At 67.5% G+C, this 15,412-nt stretch carries 14 protein-coding genes; 7 read left to right on the top strand and 7 right to left on the bottom strand.

Annotation, left to right across the window (positions count from 1 at the left end; translation table 11 throughout):
• The 4 genes from LI94_RS24970 to LI94_RS15800 all read right to left on the bottom strand — a co-directional run.
• Positions 1 to 1,432, bottom strand: a 1,432-nt coding sequence (locus LI94_RS24970; RefSeq protein WP_046301771.1) for a PGRS repeat-containing protein, incomplete at its 3' end; no start/stop codon positions are given.
• A 76-nt stretch (positions 1,433 to 1,508) separates the two neighbouring features.
• Positions 1,509 to 1,958: a nitroreductase family deazaflavin-dependent oxidoreductase gene (locus tag LI94_RS15810; RefSeq protein ID WP_024442289.1), complete on the bottom strand. Its 450-nt coding sequence runs from the start codon at positions 1,956 to 1,958 to the stop codon at positions 1,509 to 1,511.
• Between the two features lie 4 nt (positions 1,959 to 1,962).
• Positions 1,963 to 2,400, bottom strand: coding sequence for an HIT family protein (locus LI94_RS15805; RefSeq protein ID WP_046301776.1), 438 nt, complete (start codon positions 2,398 to 2,400; stop codon positions 1,963 to 1,965).
• Between the two features lie 23 nt (positions 2,401 to 2,423).
• Entirely contained in the window at positions 2,424 to 3,575 is a 1,152-nt protein-coding gene (locus LI94_RS15800) for a MalY/PatB family protein (protein WP_046301775.1), read from the bottom strand.
• A gap of 33 nt (positions 3,576 to 3,608) precedes the next feature.
• Here LI94_RS15800 and LI94_RS15795 point away from each other — a divergent pair, with 33 nt between their 5' ends.
• Positions 3,609 to 4,721, top strand: a complete 1,113-nt coding sequence (locus LI94_RS15795) for an adenylate/guanylate cyclase domain-containing protein (protein ID WP_082105781.1) — start codon at positions 3,609 to 3,611, stop codon at positions 4,719 to 4,721.
• A gap of 98 nt (positions 4,722 to 4,819) precedes the next feature.
• Positions 4,820 to 5,797, top strand: coding sequence for an NAD(P)H nitroreductase (locus LI94_RS15790; RefSeq protein WP_046301770.1), 978 nt, complete (start codon positions 4,820 to 4,822; stop codon positions 5,795 to 5,797).
• Positions 5,798 to 6,184: 387 nt separating this feature from the next.
• Here the strand turns inward: LI94_RS15790 and LI94_RS15785 are convergent, their stop codons facing one another.
• Both LI94_RS15785 and LI94_RS15780 read right to left on the bottom strand, forming a co-directional pair.
• Positions 6,185 to 8,071 (bottom strand): ABC transporter ATP-binding protein, encoded by a 1,887-nt coding sequence (locus LI94_RS15785; RefSeq protein ID WP_046301769.1) that lies wholly within the window; start codon positions 8,069 to 8,071, stop codon positions 6,185 to 6,187.
• A complete protein-coding gene (locus tag LI94_RS15780; RefSeq protein WP_046301773.1) occupies positions 8,068 to 9,816 on the bottom strand; it encodes an ABC transporter ATP-binding protein in 1,749 nt (582 codons plus the stop codon). The genes LI94_RS15785 and LI94_RS15780 overlap by 4 nt, the downstream gene beginning before the upstream one ends.
• A 171-nt stretch (positions 9,817 to 9,987) precedes the next feature.
• Here LI94_RS15780 and LI94_RS15775 point away from each other — a divergent pair, with 171 nt between their 5' ends.
• The 3 genes from LI94_RS15775 (at position 9,988) to LI94_RS15765 (ending at position 11,820) form a co-directional block, all read left to right on the top strand.
• On the top strand, positions 9,988 to 10,488 hold the full coding sequence (locus LI94_RS15775) for a DUF3558 domain-containing protein (protein WP_051190248.1): 501 nt from the start codon (positions 9,988 to 9,990) through the stop codon (positions 10,486 to 10,488).
• Positions 10,485 to 11,030, top strand: coding sequence for a DUF3558 domain-containing protein (locus LI94_RS15770; RefSeq protein WP_024442297.1), 546 nt, complete (start codon positions 10,485 to 10,487; stop codon positions 11,028 to 11,030). Before LI94_RS15775 ends, LI94_RS15770 begins: the two co-directional genes overlap by 4 nt.
• A 283-nt stretch (positions 11,031 to 11,313) precedes the next feature.
• Complete coding sequence (locus tag LI94_RS15765; protein ID WP_046301772.1) at positions 11,314 to 11,820, top strand: MarR family transcriptional regulator; 507 nt, start codon at positions 11,314 to 11,316, stop codon at positions 11,818 to 11,820.
• Positions 11,821 to 11,858: 38 nt separating this feature from the next.
• Here LI94_RS15765 and LI94_RS15760 read toward each other — a convergent pair whose 3' ends face one another.
• Positions 11,859 to 12,368, bottom strand: a complete 510-nt coding sequence (locus tag LI94_RS15760; RefSeq protein WP_024442299.1) for a TetR family transcriptional regulator — start codon at positions 12,366 to 12,368, stop codon at positions 11,859 to 11,861.
• A 137-nt stretch (positions 12,369 to 12,505) separates the two neighbouring features.
• On the opposite strand from LI94_RS15760, the gene LI94_RS15755 reads away from it, so the two are divergent.
• Together LI94_RS15755 and LI94_RS15750 are read left to right on the top strand one after the other, a co-directional pair.
• The gene (locus LI94_RS15755) at positions 12,506 to 13,675 is read left to right on the top strand and encodes an acyl-CoA dehydrogenase family protein (RefSeq protein ID WP_046301767.1); all 1,170 of its coding nucleotides are present in this window, start codon (positions 12,506 to 12,508) and stop codon (positions 13,673 to 13,675) included.
• Between the two features lie 288 nt (positions 13,676 to 13,963).
• Entirely contained in the window at positions 13,964 to 15,148 is a 1,185-nt protein-coding gene (locus LI94_RS15750; RefSeq protein ID WP_046301766.1) for a Fic family protein, read from the top strand.
• The last annotated feature ends 264 nt before the right edge of the window (positions 15,149 to 15,412 follow it).

Here is a 15,412-nt window from a genome sequence, read left to right as displayed (position 1 = left end):
CGGCGTTGCCGCCGGTGCCGCCCGCGCCGCCGTGGCCGTCGCCGAGCGAGGCGCCGCCGGCGCCCCCGTTGCCGCCGCGACCGCCGGCCCCGCCGGCGATCCCGAGCCCCCCGTTGGCCCCATTCGCGCCGTCGCCGCCCGATCCGCCGGCTCCGCCGTTGCCGTGCAGGCTGCCGGTGCCGCCGCCGCCGCCGTTGCCGCCGTTGGTGCCGGGGGCGGCGTTGGGGTCGGCAGCCGCGTTGTAGCCGTTGCCGCCCGCACCGCCGTTGCCGGCGTAGTCCGATGGTGTACCGGTGGCGCCGTGCAGTCCTTGGACCGAGCCCGCCCCGCCGTCACCGCCGAATCCTCCGGCGCCGAAAGCGCCGCCATTGCCGCCGCGTCCCCCGTCGGGGTTACTCGCATCGCCGTGGCCGCCGGCTCCGCCGTCGCCGGCGGCCCCGCCGGAACCGCCGTTGCCGCCGTTGCCGCCGGCACCCTGCAGGCCCGCAAGCCCGTGGGCCGAGTCGCCGCCGGCGCCGCCATTGCCGCCCACCCCGCCGTAACCGCCCTGCATGCCGTCGCCGCCGTTGCCGCCGGTCCCGCCCGCGATGATCGCGTCGATCCCGTCAACGCCGGCTCCGCCGGCACCGCCCCCTCCGCCGTTGCCGCCGGCCCCACCACGGCCGCCGTCGCCGTACTGGGCCAGGCTCGCCCCGCCGGCGCCGCCGTTTCCGCCCTGCGCGCCGTTGCCCCCGGTGAAGCCCGCTGCACCCGCAGCACCGGCGGTCCCGGTTCCGCCTATTCCGCCGGCGCCGCCGTTGCCGAACAGCCAGGCGAGGGCGTCGCCGCCCGCGCCGCCGACACCAGCGGCCTGCCCGTCGATACCGATTCCGCCGGCGCCGCCGACACCGCCGTTGCCCATGAGCCACCCGCCGGTGCCGCCGACGCCGCCTGCCGCGCCGGCCCCGCCGTCACCGCCGGCCCCGCCGTCGCCGAACATGCCGGCCGCTCCGCCGTTGCCGCCGGCCACTCCGGCGGCGCTCTGGTCGAAGCCGTCTCCGCCGTCGCCGAACCACAGGCCGCCGGAACCGCCGTTGGGGTTCAGTTCGGTGCCATCAGCACCGTCACCGATCAGAAACTGCCCGGCCGCGGTATTGATCCAGCCGTTGACCATCGATCCGAAGTCACTGTTGATCCAGTTCTGCATCGACGTGTGCAGCGGGTCGTAGAAGAGCTGATCAAACCACGCCGCGGAGTCGATGGGGGTCTCTGCGGCCACCCCGGCGACCGGCGTGAACATGTCGATCAGCCAGTCGAAGTCCAAGCCGTCGGCGTGTGCCGACGGGGTCGCGGGCGTCAGCCCGACGGCGAGGAAAGTGCCGACCGCCGCTCCGGCTCCCGCCAGGCGCCGGCGTGCTGACTTCGACGTGCCCGGCCCAGCCTGACGGTTCATCGCCCCAAAGTACTAGCTGAGTGATACCTGAGCAAAGCAGAACAGCGAACTGCTCAAAGAAATAGTGCTTGTTAAGTCAGGGCGCTGGCGTGAGCTTCACCACCGGGATCGGCCGGGTGGTGCGGCGCTGGTAGCCGTCGTAGCGATTGGCGTTGTTGGCGTTGACGATTCGCCACAGCCGGGCGTAGTCCGGGTCATCCGGCAGCACCGGCTGCGCGGTGGCCCGCAGGCGGTTGGGCCCGACGTTGATCTCTAGCTCAGGGTTGGCTTTGAGGTTGTGGTACCAGCCGGGGGAGCGGGGCGCGCCGCCCATCGACGCCACGATCAGATAATCGTCGCCGTCGCGGGCATAGCTCAGTGTCGAGGTGCGGGCCTTGCCGGTTTTCGCGCCGACGGTGTGCAGCAACAGGTTGGGCGGCAGACCCGGGATCTTGTGGCCGATCCGGCCGTCGGTCCATTGGTAGATCAGGTTGTGCAGGGTGAGCGCTCGGACGCCCACTTTTTCAATCCACGGGAGATGATCCATCGGTTCAGTCTGACTGGGTGGTGCCGCTGCTCGCCAGTGCGGTCCGCAAGATCCTCCCGGTGCCTTCGCGGTCCGGATCGCGGCGCACCAGCAGTCCTTTGGCGAAGGACAGCCGGTCACCGTCTCGGCGCGGGACCACGTGCAGGTGAATGTGGAACACGCTCTGAAAGGCTGCCCGGCCGTCGTTGATCACCAGGTTGTTGCCGTCGGCGTGCAGCCCGGAGGCGCGGGCGGCCTGGGCGATCCGCTGCCCCACGGTAAGCATGCCGGCCAGGGTGGCCGCCGGGGTGTCGGTCAAATCCACGAAGTGCTGTTTGGGGATCACCAGGGTGTGGCCGCGGGTGAACGGCCGGATGTCGAGAAACGCCAGGTACTCGTCGTCTTCGAAAATCCGTACCGCCGGCGCGGCACCGGCGACTACGGCGCAGAACACGCAGGACATGCCCGCCAGGTTAGCGGCAGCTGTCACTGCAGTGCACCGGCCATCGCTTCGATCGCCCGGTCCAAGATGGCCCGGGGGGTCGCGAAGTTCAGCCGCGCGAAGCCCCGCCCACCGCCGAACGGGATGCCCGGACTCAGCGCCACCCGTGCGTCGGCCAGCAGGATCTCGGCCGGTTCGACGGGCAGGCCCAGCGCCCGGAAATCCAGCCACGCCAAGTAGGTGGCCTCGGGATGGCTGACCCGCAGGCCCGGCAGCGCCGCGGGCAGCGCTCGGCTGAGGTGGTCGCGGTTGGCCCGCAGGTAGGTCAGCAGGGAGTCCAGCCACGGCCCGCCGCGGGTGTAGGCGGCAAGGTTGGCGCTGATGCCGACGGTGGCGGCGCCCATGGTGTGCAGCATGTTGATCCGGCGCCAGTCGGCGGCGTCGCGCGGATTGGACAGGATCACCTGGGCGCACATCAGCCCGGGCAGGTTCCAGCCTTTGGAGGCCGACATCAGTGTGATGACAGTGTCGGCGGCGGCGGGCGATACCGAGGCGGCCGCGACGTGGGGCCGGTCGTAGACCAGCGGGGCGTGGATCTCGTCGGCGATCACCCGGGCGCCGTGGCGTGCGGCGATGTCCACGATCGCACTGAGCTCTTCGGCGGTGAATGCGGTGCCCAGCGGGTTGTTCGGGTTGCACAAGATCAGCGATCCGGCGCCGGCGGCGAATGCGGCGTCCAGCGCATCCAGGTCCATCAGGTAGCGACCCGAGTCCTGCTGCGTCATCGGGATTTCCACGCGCTGACGTCCGGTCACGGTCAACAGGTCGAAGAACGGCATGTAAGCCGGCACCGGCAGTACCACCGGGCTCTCCGGGCGGGTGAGGAACTCGATCACCACCTCCATGCCCTTGAGGACGTCGGGCACCACCCGCACCCACTCGGGCTGGATAAGCCAGCCGTAGCGCCGTTCGCACCACTGCGTGAGCGCCACCGGCAACGTAGCGGAGCTCAGCGCGGGATAGCCGAACTCCTCGTTGGCCACGCAGGCGCGCACCCCGTCGAGCACCTCGGGTGCGGTGGGGAAGTCCATCTCGGCGATCCACAGCGCCAGCACGTCGGGGGCGAAGTGATTCCACTTGATGGTGTTGCGGGCACGGAGTTGTTCGGGGGTCAGCGCATCGAAGACTTCAGCCACCTCGTCAGTCTGCCGCGAGATACGTTTGGCGGTGTGGGGGACGCCGAGATCGAGGACTTGCTGGCCGGGCTGGAGGGCACTGCGCGTGCCGAGCGAGCCGAACTGATCGAATGGCTGCTGGGACAGGGCATCACTGCCGAGGAGATCCGCGGGAATGTCTCGCCGATGCTGCTGGCGTCGCGGCGGCTGGTCGGCGACGACGGCAGCTATGTCTCGGCGCGCGAGATCAGTGAATCCACCGGGGTCGGCCTCGAACAGTTGCAGCGGCTGCTGCGTGCGGTCGGGCTGCCCTGGATGGACGATCCGGACGCCCCGGCGCAGATGCGCGCCGACGCCAGCATCGCCATGCACGCGCGCCGCTTCATCGACGCCGGCATCGACGCCGAGCATGCTCTGCAGACCGCTCGGCTGTTGGCCGACGGGCTGGCGCACACCGCGGAATTCATGCGCTTCACGGTGTTGTCTGCGATCGGCGAACCGGGTGTCACCGAGCTGCAGATCGCCCAGCGGTCGCGGGATCTGGTGGCCGGGCTGGCACCCATGTTGGGTCCGTTCGTGCAGGACATGCTGATGATGCAGCTACGTCATCAGCTCGACATCGACGCCGTCACCGCCGGCGAGCGCTTGGCGGGCGCACCGCTGCCGGGAGCGCGTCAGATCACCGTCGCGTTCGCCGACCTGGTCGGCTTCACCCGGCTCGGGGAGATGGTGCCGCCCGAGGAGCTGGTGCAGCTCGCCGAGCGCCTGACCGTACTGGGCCGCGAGATCTCCGTTCCGCCGGTGCGATTCATCAAGACCATCGGCGACGCGGTGATGTTCGTCTGCCCGGAGCCGGCGCCGCTGGTCGATGCGGTGCTGAGGCTGGTCGAAGCGGCCCAGGCCGACGACACCCTGCCCCGGCTGCGTGCCGGCGTCGCCTCCGGGGAGGCGGTGAGCCGGGTCGGGGACTGGTTCGGCAGCCCGGTCAACACCGCGAGCCGAATTACCGGGGTCGCCCGACCGGGCACGGTGCTGGTCGCTGAGTCGGTGCGAGAGGCGTTGGCCGAATCTGCGGACTTCCAATGGTCGTTCGCCGGCGGACGTCACCTCAAGGGCATCAAGAGTGAAGTGACTCTGTTCCGCGTCCGCCACCGCGCCGGTGACTGATTCGGGGTCCGACGCCGACTGGCCGGTGACCAACGGCCCCTGTTGCTCCTGGGAGCCGGCTGGGAGGCTGAAGGCGACAGACCCGCTGGAGGTGGCTGATGCTGGACATGACCGTGGATTACGAGGTCTTCACCGAAGCGGTGCGGTTGGCCTGCCGGGCGCCGTCGTTGCACAACAGCCAGCCATGGCGATGGGTGGCCGACGGAAGCCGGCTGCACCTGTATCTGGATCCGACTCGCGGTGTGCATGGCGACCAGTCGGCGCGGGAAGCGTTGATCAGTTGTGGCGCCGTCCTGGATCACCTGCGGGTCGCGATGGCCGCGGCCGGCTGGACCGCCGAGATCGAGCGGTTCCCTGATGCCGCGCAGCCGGAGCACTTGGCCTCGATCGGATTCACCGCCGCAGAACGGGTCACGGATCTGGACCGCTATCGCGCCGGCGCGATCCTGACGCGCCACACCGATCGACTTCCATTCATGGCACCGAGCAACTGGGAGCCCTTCGAGACGGTGCTGTACGACACGGTGACCGACCCGGTGCAGCTGAGCGTCCTCGCCGACGAGCTGCGCTCCAGACTTGCCGAGGCTTCCCAGCTCACCGAGGCGCTGCGCTTGTACGACTCGTCGTATCACGCTGAACTCGGCTGGTGGACAGCACCATTCGAAGTCTCTGACGGGATTCCCGAGAGCGCACTGATCTCGGCCGCCGAAAGCGACCGGGTGGACATCGGGCGGACCTTCCCGGTCACGCACAACCGGGAACGACGCGTCGAGGTCGGCGACGACCATTCGAAGATCGTGCTGCTGTCGACCGCCAGCGACGAGCCGGGCGATGCACTGGCCTGCGGCGAGGCGCTCTCGTCAGTGTTGCTGGAATGCACCATGGCTGGCCTGGCGACCTGTCCGGTAACGCATCTGACCGAGGTGCCCGCCGGCCGGGCGCTGCTGGCCGGACTGGTCGGGGGCGACGACCTTCCCCAGGTGCTGGTTCGAGTCGGTGGTACGCCGGCGCTGGAGAAGCCGCCGGTGCCGACACCGCGGCGGCCACTGGCCGATGTGCTGCACCTGAAGCTCTGATCGGCGACCCCCGCGGTCTGGCGGCGCCTGGGGGATTAGGAGAGTTGCCCGCCTTTGAGCGACAACTGGGGTGCGTGGACGAGCGCGTTGCGTTTTGTCGCTCAAAGGCGGGCAACTATCCCTATGGTTCGGATTTCGACTGGTTCGGGATGTAATCGCCCCCATGGTTCGGGGTTCAGCCCCGACCGGCTCCGGATTGGGCCGCCACCGGAAAATTAGGGCAGGCTCGGACTGACAGGGGAGCGTCTACACTTCCAGCGCGGCTGGCTTTCACCCTCTTGTCCAGCTCTTCGGATTACGGTCATGTCCGAGCCTGCTTCGCAGTCGAATCTACGCCGACGGCCACCGGTGGGCAATGGTTGATCTCGGCTGAACTTCCAGCCGATTTCAGCTGCCCTCGGCCATCGCCCAGTAGGCCCCGCGGCGGGCCAGCAATTCGGCGTGAGTGCCCTGCTCGACGATCCGGCCGGCCTGCATCACCAGGATCAGGTCCGCGTCACGGATCGTCGAAAGCCGGTGGGCGATAATGAAACTGGTGCGGCCCCGGCGCAACTCCCGCATCGCCCGCTGAATCAGCAGTTCGGTGCGGGTGTCCACCGAACTGGTCGCCTCGTCGAGGACGAGCAGCTGCGGCTGGGCCAGAAACGCCCGGGCGATCGTGATCAGCTGTTTCTCGCCGGCGCTGATGGCCCCGCCGTCGTCGTTGACCCGGGTGCCGTAGCCGTCCGGCAGGGTTCGCACGAAGGCGTCGACGTGCGCGGCGCGGGCCGCCTCGACGATCTCGTCCTCGGTGGCATCAGGCCGGCCGTAGCCGATGTTCTCGGCGATGGTCCCGGTGAACAGCCAGGTGTCCTGCAGCACCATCCCGATCGAGGAACGCAGCGCGCAGCGGTCCACGCCGGTGATGTCGGTGCCGTCGATCAGGATCTGCCCGCGGTCCACGTCGTAGAAGCGCATCAGCAGGTTGACCAGGGTGGTCTTGCCGGCCCCGGTCGGGCCCACGATGGCCACCGTGCTGCCCGCCGCCACGCTAAGCGACAGGTCCTCGATCACCGGCACGCCGGGCCGGTAGCCGAAGCTGACGTCGCGGAACTCGACGCGGCCGCGCGGGCCGCCAAGGTCACCCCACAGCGGCGCCGGCGGAGCCGGAGGCTCTTCGGGTTCGTCGAGGAACGCAAACACCCGCTCGGCGCTCGCGGCACCGGACTGTAAGGCGTTGAACATCGACGCCAGATTGCCCAGCGGTTGATTGAACTGGCGCACGTAGGCGATGAACGCCTGGACGCTGCCCAGCGTGATCTGTCCGGTAGCCACCTGGAATCCGCCGATCACCGCGACCGCGACGTAACCGAGGTTGGCGATCAGTCCGGTTGCCGGCGCGATCAGCCCGGAGAAGAACTGGGCACCGAACCCGGCCCGGTACAACTCGTCGTTGCACTCGTCGAACTGTTGCTGCGCCCAGCCTCGGTGCCCGAACGTCCGCACCAGCGTGAAACCGCTGTAGGTCTCTTCCAGGTGGGCATTGAGTCGCCCGGTGGCCGCCCACTGCGCGGCGAACAGTCGTTGCGAGCGCCGGGTGATCGACCGTACCGCCAGCAATGTCACCGGGACTCCGGCCACGGTGATCACGGCCAGCAGCGGCGAGATGGACAGCATCATCGCCAGCACCACCAGCACGGTCAGCACCGAGGAGAACAGTTGACTGACCGTCATCGACACCGATGTCGCGGTGTTGTCCACATCGTTGGTGACTCGGCTCAACAGCTCGCCGCGCCGTTGAGTGTCGAAATACCGCAGGGGCAGTCGATGCAGCTTGTCCGCGACATCGCGGCGCAGCGCCCGCATGGTGCGCTGCAGGATCACGTTGAGCAACCGAGCCTGGGTCCAGACCATCAGCGCCGCAATCAGATACATGCCCATCGCCAGCGCCAACGTGCGCGCCACCGCGGCGAAGTCGACGCCGGAGCCCGGGATCACGTCCATCCGCGACAGCATCTCGGCGTAGGTGCCGTGGCCGGCGGCCCGGGCGTCCTCGACGGCCTGCTGCTTGGTGATGCCCGCCTGCAGGCCGCGGCCGATGATGCCGTTGAACACCAGATCGGTGGCGTGTCCCAGGATGCGCGGCCCGGCCACGCCGAGCGCGATACCGCCCAGCGACAGGCTGAACACCGCCGCGACCAGCCGGCGCTGCGGGCCCATCCGGCGGGCCAGGCGCAGCGCGGTCGGCCAGAAGTTCGCGGCCCGCACCGTCGGAGCCGCCACCGGCGCGGTCACAGGCCACCGACCCCGGCAGTCACCGACTGGGACTCGGCGAACTCGGCGTAAGTCGGGCAGTCGGCCAGCAGCTCGCGGTGGGTTCCACTGCCGACCACCCGGCCGTCGTCGAGGACGAGCACCTGGTCGGCCTGGGTGACGGTGGAGATCCGCTGCGCCACGATGATCACCGTCGCGTCGGCGGCCACCTCGCGCAGGGCGGCGCGCACCCGGGCGTCGGTGCGGGTGTCCAGGGCCGAGAACGCGTCGTCGAACAGATAGATCGAGGGCCGCCGGATCACCGCCCGGGCGATCGCGAGCCGTTGCCGCTGCCCGCCGGACAGGTTGATCCCGCCCTGGGCCACCGGCATCGCCAGCCCGTCCGGGTGGGCCGCCACGAAATCGTCGGCGGCGGCCACCCGCAGGGCCTCCCACATCTGCTCGTCGCTGACGGTGGCCCCCGCCGGGGCCCCGTAGCGCAGGTTGTCGGCGACGGTGCCGGAGAACAGGTAGCCGCGCTGCGGCACCAAGCCGATGCCCGACCACAGCTCCTCGGGGTCGCGGTCGCGCACGTCCACGCCGTCGATGAGCACCGCGCCGTCGGTCACGTCGCGCAGCCGGCAGATCAGCGACACCAGGGTGGACTTGCCGGATCCGGTGGAGCCGACCACCGCGGTGGTGGTGCCGGGCAGCGCGGTCAGGGACACGTCGGACAGCACCGAGCGGTCGGCGCCGGGGTAACGGAAGCCGACCCCGTCCAGGCGGACCTCGCCGGTCGGCGAGGACGGCGACACCGGCCGAGCCGGGGCGCTGATGGTGGGCTCGGTGGACAGCACCGCGGTGATCCGCTCGGCGCAGACCGCGGCGCGCGGCAGGATCGCGAGCACCATGGTGGCCATCAGCACGGCCATCAGGATCTGCATGAAATAGGACAGGAACGCGATCAGCGACCCGATCTGCATCTGACCGGCGTCGATGCGCAGCGCGCCGAACCAGATCAGTACGACGCTGGAGGCGTTGATGATCAGCGTGGTGGTCGGCAACATCAGTACCTGTAGGTTCCCGACGGTCAGCGAGGCGTCCGACAGGGCCGTGTTGGCCTGGGCGAACCGGTCCTTTTCGAAAGGCTCACGGGCGAACGCGCGGATCACCCGGATGCCGGTGAGCTGGTCGCGGAGTACTCGGTTGATGTTGTCGATCAGCATCTGCATGCGGCGGAACAGCGGCAGCATCCGCGACACGATCAGGTAGTTGGTCAGTGCCAACACCGGCACACTGACCGCCAGTAGCCAGGCCAGTCCTGCGTCCTGGTGCACCGCCATCAGCACCCCGCCGACGCACATGATGGGCGCGGTGACCAGCGTGCTGGCGCCCAGCTGCACCACCAGCTGGATCTGGCGGACGTCGTTGGTGGTGCGGGTCAACAGGGTTGGCGCCCCGAACCTCGTGGTTTCGCTTTCGGAGAACCGGATCACCTGGGCGAACACCGCCCGGCGCAGATCGCGTCCGAAGCCGGTCCCGGTGCGCGCGCCGAAGTAGACCGCGGCGATGGCGCACAGCATCTGCACGCCGGTGACGCCGAGCATCACCGCGCCGAGCCGAATGATGATCGCGGTGTCCCCGCGGACCACGCCGTCGTCGATGATCGTGGCATTGACGGTCGGCAGGTACAGCGAAGCCAGGGTGCTGATCAGTTGCAGTGCCATCACCGCCGCGACCGGCCGGCGGTAGGGCCGCAGGTAGCAGCGCAGCAGCGCCAGAAGCATGGGGTTACTGTCGCACATCCGTGCGGTCGCGGCGTTGCTGTGACGCTACGCGGCGACACAAACCGACTGGTCACCGCTGTGTCGTGGTTGACGGGCGGCGGTGCCGCTACAGTGCATCGTGTGCGGCGCAAACTGACGGTCCCGGCCCTGGCGGCCGCTGCTCTGATTCCGATGGTCGGCGGATGTTCTGACTCCGACTCGCCTGAAGCTGCGGGCGGCAGCCAGTCTGCGTCGCCGACGGCCGAGCAGAGCAATCATGGTCCGTCGTTCCCGCAGTGCGGTGGCATCAGTGACGAGACGATGGCCAACCTGACCCGGGTGTCCGGGTTGGTCAGCACCGCGCAGAACTCGGTGGGCTGCCAGTGGCTGCTGCGCGGCGGGATCATGGGCCCGCACTTCTCCTTCTCCTGGTATCGCGGCAGCCCCATCGGTCGCGAGCGCAAGACCGAAGAGGTGTCGCGGACATCCGTGGAGGACATCAACATCGACGGCCACAGCGGTTTCATCGCGATCGGCACCGCCCCGACGATGGGCGACAACCTGTGTGAGGTCGGCATCCAATTCAAAGATGACTTCATCGAGTGGTCGGTGAGCTTCGCTCAGAAGCCGTTCCCGGATCCGTGCGACGTCGCCAAAGAGCTGACCCGCCAGTCGATTGCGAACGCCAAATGAGCCGCCGGGTTCTGGCCAGTGCGGTCGCGGTGCTGGCAGTGTTGACCAGCTTGACGGGCTGCTCCCGTGAGGTGGGCGGCACCGCCGTCAAGGCCGGCGCGGGCGACACCAAGCGCAACAACAACTCCGAGCGGCAGTACCCGAACCTGCTCAAAGAGTGCGAGGTGCTGACCACCGACATCTTGGCCAAGACGGTGGGAGCAGACCCGCTCGACATCCAGAGCACCTTCGTCGGCGCCATCTGCCGCTGGCAGGCGGCCAACCCGGCCGGGCTGATCGACATCACCCGGTTCTGGTTCGAGCAGGGCAGCCTGGACAACGAACGCAAGGTCGCCGAGTTCTTGAAGTATCAGATCGAGAACAAGACCATCGTGGGCGTGCCCTCGATAGTGATGCGTCCGGCCGACCCGAATGGCTCCTGCGGGGTCGCCAGCGACGCCGCCGGGGTGGTCGGCTGGTGGGTCAACCCGCAGGCGCCCGGGATCGACGCGTGCGAGCAGGCGCTCAAATTGATGGAGCTGACGCTCGCGACGAACTCGTAGTCGCTCGGAGGCGGCGCCCCAATCCCAGGTGAAATAATTGTTTGGCTATCGAAATGACAATTTTCCGGCGGGGCGAAATTGATTAGTTTCCGTTTGAACCAATTGGCCCGGCCCGGAGGTTCTCTCTTCGGTCCATAGTGTCCTGCTGACCTGCGCCATCACGCAAAATTGTCTTTGCTGAGTGTCGTTCGTGTCGCTGCGAATCCAGGTGACTTGTCGGAACTGACACGCGTTATCCATTTCTGAGGCGCATCCTTCGATAGCATCGCGCGCCGTGGACGAGATGCATGAACTGCAAGCAATAGCTTGGCTTCCTGGGCTCAATGGAATCGAGCAACACTGCTGGCAACAGTTTCTGGCTTGCTCACTGAACGTCGTTGACGCGGTGAATGTTTGCCTCAAGAACGCACATGACCTCTCGATACGTGACGTCCTTCTGCTGGAGCTGCTGAGCAGGCCTCGGCGTCGGGAGCACCGGCTGTGTGTCTTGGCGGAGAAGCTGGGTGTCACGCAGGGGCAGTTGTCTACCCAGATCCGCCGGTTGGAAGGCCATGGCTGGATCACCCGCAGCCCGAGCCCAGGGGACCCGCGCGGCATTCTGCCCCGGATCACCAGTGCGGGGCATACCCGGCTGCACGCGGTGATGGAGACCTACGCGCAGGGCATCCGCGTGCACTACCTCAACCAGCTCAAGCACGAGCAAATGGTGAATCTGGTCGACAGTTGCCAGCGGATCAACGACTCGCTCAGCACGAATCGGGGTCGACAGGCGCTCAAAGCCGCCCGCTGAGGCGGGGATGGGCGCCGGTCGCCGTCTGTTGGGGAAAGCTATTGCGCCGCATGCCCGCCACCGGTTGCCAGCGCGCGCAATTCGGCAACCACCTGCTCTGCCGTCGGCGCGCTGTCGGGGTCGATCAGTGACTGGATCATCATGCCCAGCACCACTGCCAGGGCAACTGAGCCGCCCATCTCGGTACGCGCACGGTGTTGACCTTCGGCCAGGCGCGCGCGCAGTTCGTCATTGCGTTGGGCTTGCACGATCGCTTCCAGGTGCGAGGTCCACAGTGCCTTGTCGGTGGTGAAGGAGTCCAGCACCGCCTGCCATCGCTCCACGGCCGTGGCTGCCGGCTGCCCTTCGGGGGACATCCGGGCGTCGAGTTCGTCGAGTTCTTCGAACAGGGCCTGCACCAGCAGGCGTTCGCGGCTGCCGAAGTGATAGCCGATGGCGGCATGGCTGACACCGGCCGCCGCGGCGATGTCGCGCACCGTCGTATTGGCCCAGCCTCGTTCGACGAGGCAGCGCTTGGCGCCTTCCAGCAGATCCTCACGGTTGCCCATGAAGGCAGGTTAGCCAGGGCGGGAGCAGTTGCACAAATGGATTGACCATATGGATTGACCATTTGGACAAATCGGGAGTACGGTACTGACACCAATGGATCCCGTCGGGGGATCTGCCAGATCAGGAGGTGCCGGTTATGGCGCACGAAGTCCTCGAGCGCGTCGAGAAGATCGCCACCCAGCTGGCGGACACCGCCGAAGAGAGCGAACGCCTCGGCAAGCTTTCGCAGCAGTCGGTGGCACTGATTCGCGAAGCCGGCGTGATGCGGATGCTGCAGCCGACGGACTTCGGTGGTTACGCCGCCCACCCGCGCGACTTCGCCGAGGCGGTCATGGCGGTGGCCAAGCACTGCGGCTCCACCGGTTGGGTGTGCGGTGTCGGGGGAGTGCACCCCTGGGAGATGGCGCTGATGGACCGCCGGCTGCAAGCCGAGATCTGGGCCGAAGATCCCGATACCTGGATCGCGTCCCCGTATGCCGCACAAGGTATCGCGACCCCGGTCGAGGGTGGTTATCGGTTGACCGGGCGGTGGAACTTCTCCTCGGGCACCGACCACTGCGACTGGATCTTCCTCGGTGCGCGCGTCGCGGAGACCATGCCGCCCAAGGTCTTACACGTCGTGTTGCCGCGCGCCGACTACACCATCGTCGAGGACTCCTGGGACGTCATCGGCCTGTCGGGCACCGGCAGCAAGGACATCATCGTCGACGGCGCCTTCATCCCGGACTACCGCACCATCGACTTCGAGCACGTCGCCTCCGGTGCGAGCGCCGCCGAGGCCGCCGGGCGAGATGAGACGGTCTACAAACTGCCGTTCTGGGCGATGTTCCCGCTCGGGATCACCGCCGCGCTCATCGGAATCACCGAGGGCGCATTGGCGGCGCATCTGGACTATCAGCGCGACCGGGTGGCCGCCACCGGCACCAAGATCAAGGACGACCCCTATGTGCTCTACGCGATCTCCGAAGCCGCCGCGGAGATCGCCGCCTCACGCGTGCAGTTGCTCGACGGCATCAGCAGGATGTACGACCTCGCCGACGCCGGTGAGGAGATCAGCTTCGAAGACCGATCACTGGTGCGGCGCAACCAGATTCGCTGCGCCTGGCGGGCCGTTGCTGCCGCCGACGCGATCTTCGCCCGCTCCGGGGGCAATGCCGCGCGCCGGAACAACCCACTGCAGCGGTTCTGGCGCGACGCCCACGTCGGGCTGGGCCACGCCATCCAGACGCCGGGGACCATCTATCACTCCAGTGCCCTGACGGCCATGGGGGTGGAACCGGCGCCCGCGTTGCGGGCGATGATCTGAGGAGTGCTCCGGTAGCGCTGATATTGCACTGAGGGTCGTGGTTCTTGGGAAACCCACGACCCTCACGGCAATCCGAACTCACTCGGCTTGCGCCGCCGGCAGGGGCATCGCCTGATTGGTCCGCCTAGCCTGCGGGCTCGTCGGGGGGATTGGGGTGTAAGCGCCTTCGGGGAAGATTCGCGAGTGCTGCGGTGTCGGGGCGGCACATGAGGCGTTTATAGCTAACTTTCGAGATGCAAAACTATAATAATGATGGTTTTGGTATCAGTTACGTGAGAAGGGTTCGCTATGGGCTGGCCTGCGCATCAAGTCGAGCAGCGTGAGTGGGCGCCTCGCACGCGACAGGGTAACCGTGACGATCGCATGCTCAAGCAGATCGAAGTGGCGCTACCTCCAATGATCGGTGACCTGGACTATGACCCGGTGGGTGCAGCGGCGCGCGCGCATGAGGCCGCCCTTGTTGCCGTCGCTCGCCTGGAAGCCGGATTCGGCCAGCATCTTGCACCCTTAGCGGATTTCTTGCTCCGGAGCGAGTCCGTGGCGTCATCCAAGATCGAGCACATCGACGCTGGATGGCGTGCGTTCGGTAAGGCCTTCGTAGGCGGAAATGCCGGCGCGGAGGCAGAATCCCAACTCGCTGCCGTTCGGGCGTTGATGCAACTTGTTGACGCGGCCGACGCCGGTCCTCTTACTCTCGAAGCGGTCCTGGAAACCCATCGACTACTGATGGCACCCGACCCCTACGCCGACAGCCCCGGGCAGCTGCGCAACGTCCAGAACTGGATCGGTGGCAGCGACCACACACCGATCGGGGCGCTCTATGTACCACCACCGCACGAGTTAGTGCTTTCTCTCGTAGAGGACCTGCTGATATTCGCCAACCGCACAGATCTGCCGATCGTTGCGCAGGCCGCTATCGCCCACGCCCAGTTCGAATCGATCCACCCTTTTACCGACGGCAACGGTCGCATCGGACGTGCGCTGATCAGTGCCATCCTCCGCAGGCGGGGGCTCACCCAACGAGTCACGGTGCCGCTGGCCTCGGTCATGCTGGCCAATACCGACGACTATTTCGGGCGGCTCACCAACTACCGCCACGGTAACGCCGATCAATTTGTCGGCTACCTCGCCGAAGCCACCGTACATGCGAGCAGCGCTGCGGAAGAATCTGCAGTTCGCCTCGCCGAACTGCCCAACCACTGGCGGTCAGTGGCGCGCCCACGGTCCGGCTCTGCGGACGAGACTCTACTCGAGAGCCTCTTGGACGTTCCGATCTTCAATGCCGATACCGCCCAACAGATCACGGGAACGACAGATGCCAGCACATACCGGGCTCTCGGACGGCTGACGGAGGCGGGCATCCTTGAAATATTGTCTACTGGCGCGCGCAATCGCGTCTGGGCTGCCGCCGACGTGTTGACCGAGCTTGATGCACTCAGTGACGCGATCGGCCGGCGAGTTCGCCCCGGATAGTGGCTTCCGATCGACCATTCCTTCGGCGATTGCCACACTTACTACGTTTACTACGTATAGCGAACAGTACGTTGTAAGCGTAGTATCGGAGCGAAGTCGCGCCCGGCGACGTGAAGGTCGCAGCAGCGGGTGTTTCGGGCAGTGAGCATGTGGAGGAGGCGGTGGTGGAGCCTATTTCCCGCATGGCCGACGCCGGCGGCGGGCTGCACAGACACACGCACCGACAGTGGCGCATCGTGTTTGGCCCTGTCTCTTATACACATC

The organism is Mycobacterium sp. UM_Kg27 (assembly GCF_000972905.1).
In the GTDB taxonomy this organism is placed as follows: Bacteria; Actinomycetota; Actinomycetes; order Mycobacteriales; family Mycobacteriaceae; genus Mycobacterium.
The sequence above is the reverse complement of the archived record's forward strand: the minus strand, read 5'-3'. Positions and strand labels throughout refer to the sequence as shown.

Excerpts from the sequence above, each read along its gene's own strand:
- LI94_RS15760 (WP_024442299.1), bottom strand. The coding sequence starts at position 12,368 with ATGGGCAACCGTGAGGATCTGCTGGAAGGCGCCAAGCGCTGCCTCGTC.
- LI94_RS15805 (WP_046301776.1), bottom strand. The coding sequence starts at position 2,400 with ATGTCCTGCGTGTTCTGCGCCGTAGTCGCCGGTGCCGCGCCGGCGGTA.
- LI94_RS15755 (WP_046301767.1), top strand. The coding sequence starts at position 12,506 with ATGGCGCACGAAGTCCTCGAGCGCGTCGAGAAGATCGCCACCCAGCTG.
- LI94_RS15790 (WP_046301770.1), top strand. The coding sequence starts at position 4,820 with ATGCTGGACATGACCGTGGATTACGAGGTCTTCACCGAAGCGGTGCGG.
- LI94_RS15810 (WP_024442289.1), bottom strand. The coding sequence starts at position 1,958 with ATGGATCATCTCCCGTGGATTGAAAAAGTGGGCGTCCGAGCGCTCACC.
- LI94_RS15770 (WP_024442297.1), top strand. The coding sequence starts at position 10,485 with ATGAGCCGCCGGGTTCTGGCCAGTGCGGTCGCGGTGCTGGCAGTGTTG.
- LI94_RS15780 (WP_046301773.1), bottom strand. The coding sequence starts at position 9,816 with ATGCTTCTGGCGCTGCTGCGCTGCTACCTGCGGCCCTACCGCCGGCCG.
- LI94_RS15775 (WP_051190248.1), top strand. The coding sequence starts at position 9,988 with ATGGTCGGCGGATGTTCTGACTCCGACTCGCCTGAAGCTGCGGGCGGC.
- LI94_RS15750 (WP_046301766.1), top strand. The coding sequence starts at position 13,964 with ATGGGCTGGCCTGCGCATCAAGTCGAGCAGCGTGAGTGGGCGCCTCGC.
- LI94_RS15765 (WP_046301772.1), top strand. The coding sequence starts at position 11,314 with ATGCATGAACTGCAAGCAATAGCTTGGCTTCCTGGGCTCAATGGAATC.